Below are 7,011 nucleotides of genomic sequence, written 5' to 3' on the forward strand. Positions count from 1 at the left end.
ATTCACCTTCTTTCTAATCGTTTATCGTATCCTTGATCACCCGATGATTGGACTCGCTTTAAACGACTATAGATATTGTGAATGAGTAATCCTCCAATCGTTGTAATACCAGAAGCAAACAGAATAGGAACAAATACTTCACTTGGATTTTGTGAGTGATATAAATGACGAAGTCCTATAATCGTTGTAGGGATAATCGTAAATCCAGCTGTATTCATGACAAGTAGAGTATACATTTCAAAGCTAGGTTTTTCAGGATTTGGGTTTGTTGCCTGAAGTTCTTTCATTGCTTTTAATCCCGTAGGAGTCGCCGCACTCCCTAGACCTAATAAGTTACTAACCATATTCGTTGTTAAAAACTTTAAAGCTGGGTGATCTGCTCTAAGTTTGGGATACAAAAATCTAGTAATAGGTGTTAAGAGATGACAAAGTAGATCAAGCATCTTAGAATGATTCGCTACTTGTAAAATTCCCGTCCAAAAAATCATAATCCCGGCTAAATAAAGAAGTAAATTAATCGCTTCTTGGGCTCCTGCTAAAATAGCATTATTAACATCCCCCGTTGTTCCATTCAAAAAACTAAAAATAATTCCGACAGTAAATAATCCCATCCAAATTTTATGAATCATTAATAATTCACCGTCCCGGTAAACCAATTAAAAATTTTATCAAACCAAGATAATTCTTTTTCTTTTACTTGTATTGGACGATAAACAGGAATTTCTCTTTCTACTTGATCATTTAACAAAATCTTTAATGTTCCAACCTCATCTGTTTTTGGACTTTCATATAGAACTAATTCTGTTGTAACAGACTCACTTCCATCTTTTTTCACTGCTAAATAAACAGTATCTTTAACATATAACTTTTCGGTTGAATTTAAATCTTCTCCATATAATTGACCAGCTTCGATCACCTTTTTTAATTCATAGTTATCGAATCCGTAGTTAAATAAACTCATATGATCATTCCAATCATCTCCCGCTTTTAGCGTGACAACGACTAGTTCTAAATCGTCTTTACGTGCAGAAGTCACTAAAGTCCTACGCGCTCTTTCGGTAAACCCCGTTTTCCCTCCTATCGCATATTCATAATACCCTGTCACTAATTTATGTTTATTATGCCATACATAAGGAGTTCCATTTTTAGACGTCGCCTTATGTGTTTCAGTTCCTGTCACTTCTCTAAAAATCGGATTGTTCATTGCATATTGCATTAAAATAGCCATATCTCGAGCCGTAGATAAGTTATATGTGGTTTCATCTAAACCTGATGGATTTTGAAAAATACTATTTTTCATTCCAATTTCTTTTGCTTTTTCATTCATCATTTTAACGAATCCTGCTTCATCACCTCCAACAGCTTCAGCTATGACCATCGCCCCATCATTTCCTGAACGAAGCATTAATCCATAAATGACATCAATTAGCTTCATCTGATCCCCTAATGCCAAATATAAAGATGATCCAACCTGTCTTGTTGCATTATCAGACACCTCAACCCACTCATCTAATTGTCCATTCTCAATCGCAACAATAGAAGTTAAAATCTTAGTAATACTAGCAATATACATTTGTTCATCGGGACACTTTTCAAACAAGACTCGTCCTGTTGTTTGCTCCATTAAAATTCCACAAGTCGAACTAATTCCCATTGCATTGGCTGTTTGATTTCCTTTTACACTAAAGACAACGGCTACAAGTAAGATAGCGACTACTACTTTTAACTTTTTCATTCGTTATTCACCCCAATTCTAATCTCATAACAATGTATGTTAACTTATTTTAAAATATCAATAAATTCGTACAGTTCTTTGGAGAAATTTAAATAAAATAAAAAAAGCTCTCCAGCGTTCGGAGAGCTTTTTTTATTAATTATAAGTTTTTTTAGGTTTTTTACCTTTTTTCAGTTTCGGTTTAGAATCATCTACCACTTCTGCTGCAATTTCAGCATCCATTGTATTTTTGGCTGCTTTCGCATTCGTAACTTTTTTACTTTTTGGATCACGTGCCATACTAATACCTCCAGTTCTCAAAAGTAAAGCCAAGATTAGTATGCACGTTTCAGTCTCATTTATTTATGATTCTTCTGAAAAGTTAAATAGATCTTCTTCTTCCTCTAAGTTAAAATCCGGTGATACAAATGGCAATTCAGGTAACTCTTCTAACGTTTTAATCCCAAAATAATCTAAAAAATCATCTGTCGTTCTAAATAAAATAGGTCGACCAGGTCCTTCTAAACGCCCAGCTTCTTCGATTAAAGAAAAGGTTAATAATTTTCTTAGGACATTATCACTACTAGCCCCTCGAATATTTTCAATTTCATGTCGTGTAATCGGTTGACGATAAGCAACAATAGCCAATACTTCTAAAGCCGCATTTGAAAGGCCTCGCTGATTTGGATTTTGAATCAAACGTTTTAAATAAATGGCATGATCTTTCTTGGTTGTCATTTTATAAACACCCGCAACTTCAATAATATCAATCCCGCTGCAAACCTGCTTATAACGATCTTTTAAATCTAAAATAAGGGATTTTACCTCAACCTCATTCACATCAATGACATATTCTAACTGTTCAAGACTTACGCCTTCATCACCTACAGCAAATAATAATCCTTCTAAAATTCCTAGACGCTCTTGTTTAAACAACTTCATCACCTTCTAAACTTGAAATATAAATATCCTCATAATAACTCTGCTGTGAAATACTGATTTGGCGCCCCTTCACTAATTCTAGCAATGCTAAAAAGGTGACAACAATATATTCTTTATCGTATTGTTCAAATAATGAAATAAACGCAACACGTTTTTTATATTTTAATTGTTGATTGAGTGATTTCATTCTTTCTTCAACTGATATGTTTTGTGGCACAATTCTCGTTTTTAGTGGTTTAGCTAGTTTATGACGACGTAATAATTTTTCAAAGGCAGAGATTAATTGTTCGACTTGAAGATTTTGCGGTAACTTTACTTCTTGATCCAAGTAATCTGTAAAATCAATCGGTGGCTTTGTAAAAAACTGACCTCGCTCCTCTTCAAGTTCACGAAGTTCTTTTGTTACTTCTTTATATTGCTGATACTCAACTAATCGTTGAATCAACGCCTCACGAGTATCTTCTTCATATTCATCCTCTATCTCAACAACCTGTTTGGGTAATAAACTTTTACTTTTAATTTCAATCAATGTGGCGGCCATGACTAAGTATTCTGAAGCAATCTCAAGCTTTAAATCTTCCATTGCGTGAATATAATCTAAATATTGCTGGGTTATTTCTGCAATCTTGATGTCATAGATATTAACTTTAGCCTCTTTAAGAAGATGTAATAATAAATCTAGTGGCCCCTCGAATGCATCAATATGTACTTTATATTCCATACCCCACCTACTTCTTTCTAGTTTCCATCCCTTTATTGTAACGAATTTTCAACATTAAGACAATAATAGACTTTAAAAAACTCAAATTCATGACTATTTAAGAGATGATAAAAAAATTATCTCCCCATAGGGAGATAATTTTATTTGGCTGAGGATTTTTTTTGATTTTGTTTTTGTTGATGATTATATCGATACGTGATAGGGAAACGAATAACTGTCCTGATAAGAGCTTTAAAATCAAATGGAACAAGTGGATATAAATAAGGTTTTCCAAAGCTTTTCATAGTAGCTAAGAAAATAAGACTTAGTATAATAGTCCCAACATACCCCCATATTCCAAGCAAAGCCGTTCCAATAATAATAAATAACTTCAACATTTTATTGGCTAATCCAAGCTCATAGCTAGGTGTTACAAAGGCTCCTAAAGCTCCAACAGCAACATAGAATAAAATTTCAGGTCCAAATAACCCGACATCAACCGCAACTTGACCAATTAAAATAGCAGACACGATCCCTAAAGCAGACGAAATTGAAGTGGGTGTATGAATAGAGGCCATCCTTAAAAATTCAATTCCAATCTCTCCAGCAATCACTTGTAAGATAATTGGAATATTTCCTTGTTCTTGAGGCCCGATAAAATTAAGAAAGTCGGGTAAATACTCTGGGTGCAAAACAAATAATAGCCATGTTGGCATTAAAAAGATTGAAACAATGATGCCACCTAATCTAATGATACGAAGAAAAGTTCCGACAGCTGGTGTTTGACGATATTCTTCAACACTTGTTAAATGGTCAAAAAGGGTAACAGGCCCCAGAATAACACTTGGAGAAGTATCGACTACGATTGCAATCATTCCTTGATATAAATGAGCTGCCACCACATCGGGTCTCTCAGTATATCGAACTAAAGGATACGGATTGTACACCTGTCCCGTGATAAACTCCTCTAATTCTTTATCGGTCATCGTTAATCCATCAACCTTAATCTGAGAAATACGTCTTTTAATTTCATCAACAATTACTGGATCAGCGATATCTTCAATATACATAATAGCAATATCTGTCTTAGATTGATCTCCGACTTTAAGAATTTCATTTCGAAGTTTTCCTGTACGGATACGTCGACGTGTTAAGGCTGTATTCACAATAATGTTTTCAGTATATCCATCTCGAGAACCACGAACGGTTTTTTCGGTGTCTGGCTCTGAAGGACCGCGACCTGGGTAGCTCCTTACATCAACAATGAAAGCTTCAGTTTCCTCATCAATAATAATTCCAATTAATCCGCTTAAAACAGCAGTATAAATATCTTCTAATTTTTCCGTTGAATTAACTTGTTGATGGACTAAACGATTATGAATGGTTTGCAAAACATCGTGACCTGGCTCAGGCAAACTATTTAAGAGTAATAACTGAGTCATTAAATCAACAATTAAATCCGAATTAATTAGACCAGTCACATAATAAAGTTGTAACCGTCGTCCCATGACAACAATTTCACGTTTACCAACATCAAAACTTTTTCCAATTCCTAATCTTTCTTCTAAGATGGCTTGGTTTTCATCAATATTTTTTTCAACAGGTGTATATGGATCATAACCCATCGTATCCCACCTTCCCTTCTAATTCAATCATCCTTTTGGTTTAAAAATTAATGCGACGATAAAAGCAAATAAAATAGCAGATGTAATTCCTGCAGCTGTTAAGTCAAACATCCCCATCCCAATTCCTATGGCACCAATTTGCTCAGATTTTTCTAAAGCCCCATGAATGACTGAATGACCAAAGCTCATAATCGGTAATTGAGCTCCTGCTCCTGCGAATTCAATTAACTTATCATATAAATTGAAAACATCAAGTGCTGCCCCTATAACCACAAAACTACACGTAATATGTGCCGGAGTTAATTTAAAATAATCTAAAATCAGCTGTCCTAAGGCACAAATAATTCCTCCAACAATAAAAGCATTAAAAAATATCATGTTGTCTATTCGCCTCTTTCTTTAATTAACATAAAATTCTACTCTGCAACTAGGGCAACAGCATGAGCGATACATGGAATTGTTTCTTTTTGTTGTAAAATAATTGGATTTAATAAAGCTCCAGTCGCAACAACTAAGACTCGTTTAAGTTTCTTTTCAAGTAATAACTTTTTAATATATCCATACGTGACAACAGCACAACATCCACAACCACTTCCTCCTGCAAAAACGGGTTGATCAGGAGAAAAGATTAATTTTCCACAATCATTATGGTTGGCACTAATATCATATCCATCACTTTTTAATATATCGATTAAAATAGGGCTACCACAATGAGCTAAATCACCTGTTAAGATTAAATCATAATAATTGGGTTGTAATCCAAAATCATCTAAATGTTGTTTAATCGTTTGAGCAGCAGCGGGAGCCATTGCCGATCCCATATCATTTGCATTATTTTGAGCAGCATCGACGATCATTCCAACGGTTCCTGATTCAATACGAATAGGAGATTTTTTATGACTGACGATGGCAGCTCCTGAACCGGTTACCGTATATTGGGCCGTTTCCGGTTTTGGACCTCCATATTCTGTTGGATTGCGATATTGACGTTCAGCCGTTGAATTGTGACTGCTAGTTGCCGCTAAAGCAACCTTTGCACTATCTGAATCTACAAAAATAGAACTCAGTAATAAAGATTCCATTGAAGTTGAACAGGCACCATATATTCCAAAGAAAGGAATATTAAATTCCCTAAACACATAATGAGTGGGAACTATTTGATTCACTAAATCACCTGCAAAAGATACTGTTATATCCTCATCTTTTAAATTACACTTATTTAAAACGGTCTGCACAGCACTTCTCATTAACTGCGATTCTGCCTGCTCCCACGATTTTTGACCACAGTAAGGCTCGTTATATTTTACATCAAAATATTCTTGTAAAGGACCTTGAAACTCTAAAGGTCCAACCGCCGTTCCTGTCTCTTGTAAATAAACTGAATTTTCAAACTTCCATGATTGTTTTCCAACTCTCATTTAAATCATCATCCTTTTAAAAATTTATCGGTTACCTTTAACGTAATGTTAAAATAATCATCTTAATTGCTTCTTCAGATGTCATTTGAACAATTCCAAATTCAATTAAGTAATAACGGATTATTCCAAATACGTATGCTGAAATAACAGCAAAGACAATAACTGCACCTGCAAGTTTAAATAAATTAGTTGCAATCCCTAAGACCACACCTTCACTCTTACTTTCAAGGGCAGCAGATGTTAAAGAATTTGCAAACCCTGTAATGGGAACGAACGCACCGGCTTTTGCAATCTGTCCAAAATCATCATAAACACCTAGTCCAGTGAGAATTGAAGTAATTAAAATAATGGTAACAGTTGCTAAGGTACTCGCCGTTTCACGGACATACCCTAGCCAATGAACATTAATTTCAATGAGTGCCTGACCAAAGACACAAATCAGTCCACCAAAGAAAAAAGAAACGAGAGCATTCTTAAAGTAATTTGGTTTGATAGCATGTTTTTGTATGACTTCATCATATTTTTTAGTTTTCAAAACTTTTCACCACTCTTAATTATTTTTCTTTTTCTACTTTTAATATGACTTTTTTTGATAAATTTATTAGTTTATTG

At 34.5% G+C, this 7,011-nt stretch carries 9 protein-coding genes; all 9 read right to left on the reverse strand.

Features of this window, described 5'->3' with window-relative positions; all coding sequences use genetic code 11:
- Positions 1–2 precede the first annotated feature (2 nt).
- Entirely contained in the window at positions 3–629 is a 627-nt protein-coding gene (locus HLK68_RS14450; protein WP_006784542.1) for a spore maturation protein, read from the reverse strand.
- On the reverse strand, positions 629–1,735 hold the full coding sequence (locus tag HLK68_RS14455; protein WP_006784541.1) for a D-alanyl-D-alanine carboxypeptidase family protein: 1,107 nt from the start codon (positions 1,733–1,735) through the stop codon (positions 629–631). Before HLK68_RS14455 ends, HLK68_RS14450 begins: the two co-directional genes overlap by 1 nt.
- Positions 1,736–1,870: 135 nt before the next feature.
- Complete coding sequence (locus HLK68_RS14460; protein WP_155061965.1) at positions 1,871–2,014, reverse strand: hypothetical protein; 144 nt, start codon at positions 2,012–2,014, stop codon at positions 1,871–1,873.
- A gap of 63 nt (positions 2,015–2,077) precedes the next feature.
- Entirely contained in the window at positions 2,078–2,650 is a 573-nt protein-coding gene (scpB, locus tag HLK68_RS14465; RefSeq protein ID WP_006784539.1) for an SMC-Scp complex subunit ScpB, read from the reverse strand.
- Positions 2,643–3,377 (reverse strand): segregation/condensation protein A, encoded by a 735-nt coding sequence (locus HLK68_RS14470; RefSeq protein ID WP_006784538.1) that lies wholly within the window; start codon positions 3,375–3,377, stop codon positions 2,643–2,645. The genes scpB and HLK68_RS14470 overlap by 8 nt, the downstream gene beginning before the upstream one ends.
- Before the next feature lie 140 nt (positions 3,378–3,517).
- Positions 3,518–4,981: a spore germination protein gene (locus HLK68_RS14475; RefSeq protein ID WP_006784537.1), complete on the reverse strand. Its 1,464-nt coding sequence runs from the start codon at positions 4,979–4,981 to the stop codon at positions 3,518–3,520.
- 27 nt (positions 4,982–5,008) lie between these two features.
- The gene (spoVAE, locus tag HLK68_RS14480) at positions 5,009–5,359 is read right to left on the reverse strand and encodes a stage V sporulation protein AE (protein ID WP_006784536.1); all 351 of its coding nucleotides are present in this window, start codon (positions 5,357–5,359) and stop codon (positions 5,009–5,011) included.
- Positions 5,360–5,397: 38 nt separating this feature from the next.
- Positions 5,398–6,399, reverse strand: a complete 1,002-nt coding sequence (spoVAD, locus tag HLK68_RS14485; protein WP_006784535.1) for a stage V sporulation protein AD — start codon at positions 6,397–6,399, stop codon at positions 5,398–5,400.
- A gap of 37 nt (positions 6,400–6,436) precedes the next feature.
- On the reverse strand, positions 6,437–6,934 hold the full coding sequence (gene spoVAC, locus HLK68_RS14490) for a stage V sporulation protein AC (RefSeq protein WP_006784534.1): 498 nt from the start codon (positions 6,932–6,934) through the stop codon (positions 6,437–6,439).
- Between the last annotated feature and the right edge of the window lie 77 nt (positions 6,935–7,011).

It is taken from the genome of Turicibacter sanguinis, from assembly GCF_013046825.1.
GTDB classification, from domain to species: Bacteria; Bacillota_I; Bacilli_A; order MOL361; family Turicibacteraceae; genus Turicibacter; species Turicibacter sanguinis.

What these genes read in the sequence shown, in the direction of transcription:
- HLK68_RS14460 (WP_155061965.1), bottom strand. Translation starts at nt 2,014, where the DNA reads ATGGCACGTGATCCAAAAAGTAAAAAAGTTACGAATGCGAAAGCAGCC.
- HLK68_RS14470 (WP_006784538.1), bottom strand. Translation starts at nt 3,377, where the DNA reads ATGGAATATAAAGTACATATTGATGCATTCGAGGGGCCACTAGATTTA.
- spoVAD (WP_006784535.1), bottom strand. Translation starts at nt 6,399, where the DNA reads ATGAGAGTTGGAAAACAATCATGGAAGTTTGAAAATTCAGTTTATTTA.
- HLK68_RS14455 (WP_006784541.1), bottom strand. Translation starts at nt 1,735, where the DNA reads ATGAAAAAGTTAAAAGTAGTAGTCGCTATCTTACTTGTAGCCGTTGTC.
- spoVAE (WP_006784536.1), bottom strand. Translation starts at nt 5,359, where the DNA reads ATGATATTTTTTAATGCTTTTATTGTTGGAGGAATTATTTGTGCCTTA.
- HLK68_RS14450 (WP_006784542.1), bottom strand. Translation starts at nt 629, where the DNA reads ATGATTCATAAAATTTGGATGGGATTATTTACTGTCGGAATTATTTTT.
- HLK68_RS14475 (WP_006784537.1), bottom strand. Translation starts at nt 4,981, where the DNA reads ATGGGTTATGATCCATATACACCTGTTGAAAAAAATATTGATGAAAAC.